Source organism: Oscillibacter sp., from assembly GCF_031978065.1.
GTDB lineage: Bacteria > Bacillota > Clostridia > Oscillospirales > Oscillospiraceae > Oscillibacter.
This window is the reverse complement of sequence record NZ_DALZCH010000209.1, coordinates 1-1,066: the sequence shown is the minus strand read 5'-3', so window position 1 is coordinate 1,066 and position 1,066 is coordinate 1. Positions and strand designations below refer to the sequence as shown.

Here is a 1,066-nt window from a genome sequence, read left to right as displayed (position 1 = left end):
ACTTGGAGCGCAATGAACGGGAGAACAACTACATCACCGATGATACCGCCAAAGAGCTGAAGCTTGCCGTCGGTGAGTTGGAACGCTGCGGTATCAATACCGGCTCGGCCAGCGGCAAAATAGAAAAGCTGGCATGGTTTGTGGGCGGCGACCCGGCAAAAATCCGGGAGCTGCAAAGTAAGCTCAATGCCACAGGAATGGTTCCGCATTTACTGGAAGACGGCGTATTCGGAGAAGAGACAAAAAAAGGTCTTGCAAAGTATGTTGAGGAGTTCCGCAAAAGTTTGGAGAAAACGCTGCTGAACAAAGAAGATATGGACCGTGTACGCGCCCGGATTTCCATGGGGCTGGCTATCATGAATGTCAGCACTAAAACATTTCCGGGTATGTCTTCACTGTCAATCGGATTTGAAATTCAAAAAGCCCTGTATGATAACCGCCAGAACATCCAACGCTTTATCTGGAAACAGGGTGCAGAGCACTATCTTCGCAAAAACGGATATGATGTAGCCGCGCTGCTGTTGGAACATTCGTTAGAAAGTATGCCCAGCAGCCTGTACTTTTCTCAGACTCATTGGGTGACGGAGAAAATCATGCAAAGCAATGGATTTCAAGATGCTTATCAGGAATTGGAAGAAAACATAAGGAACGACCCGGATGCCTATGCGGTGTCGGGGACAATGGAAATGAACTTTCAACAGACGGGCGACCGGGATTTGTATTTAGGAATTGGAAAGTGCACAATAAAATATACCTGCACACGGCTGGACTCCAATGTGATTGTACATTTTGAAATAAAAGATCCATACAATTTTGAGCAGATTCGTTCATTTAATGGTGATGCATATATGATAGTGAAATTTAATTTAGGCATTGGAGCTCTGGCAAATGACGCAGGGTTTTTATCACAGGCGGATGAAGTAATTTCAAATTACGACTCTTATATTTTATTTCAAAAAACAGTGATAACGAAAGGTGCGTGACCATCATGGGAAATCGTGAGGCTGGGGTAAGAAAACGGGATCATTCCATGCTGTATGGCGTGTTGGGTGGGTTTGGACTTTTT

The 1,066-nt window shown here is 44.9% G+C and carries 1 pseudogene; it reads left to right on the top strand.

Going from position 1 to position 1,066, the window contains the following annotated elements:
• Nucleotides 1-983 (top strand): annotated as a pseudogene (locus RTK01_RS16765) (hypothetical protein); the annotation flags it as partial.
• Nucleotides 984-1,066: the final 83 nt, after the last annotated feature.